Source organism: Planktothrix tepida PCC 9214 (assembly GCF_900009145.1).
Classification (GTDB): domain Bacteria; phylum Cyanobacteriota; class Cyanobacteriia; order Cyanobacteriales; family Microcoleaceae; genus Planktothrix; species Planktothrix tepida.
The window spans coordinates 1-364 of the sequence record NZ_LN889831.1; the positions used below are offsets into that span (position 1 = coordinate 1).

Annotated in this window: 1 protein-coding gene; it reads left to right on the top strand. The window is 36.8% G+C overall.

The features are described 5' to 3' along the window. The coding region (locus PL9214_RS29335; RefSeq protein WP_186440510.1) for a winged helix-turn-helix domain-containing protein at nt 1-364 on the top strand (364 nt) is incomplete at both ends.

Genomic DNA, 364 nt, shown 5'->3' on the forward strand with positions numbered 1-364 from the left:
AAGTTTTGTTAGAAAGGGAGTATGGAGTCGTGTTTCAATCCCATCAAAGTTATTATAGCTTGCTGGAAGAGGCTGGCATCAGTTGGAAAAAAAGCCAAAAGAAGAATCCGGCTAAGAATGAGCAGTTAGTCCAAGAGAAAAAGGAAGAAATTGAAAAAAAGTTAGCGAGTTGGAAAGAAGAAATAGAGGCGGGAAAGCTGACGGTGTTTATGATTGATGAATGTCATCTTCTCTGGGGAGATATTTTAGGGTATGTGTGGGGAAGAACAGATAGAAGAATAGAAATTCCGATCAAAAATCAAAAAGAAAGGCAAACTTATTATGGAGCTTTAGATTACCAAACGAAAGAATTTATTATCAAAGG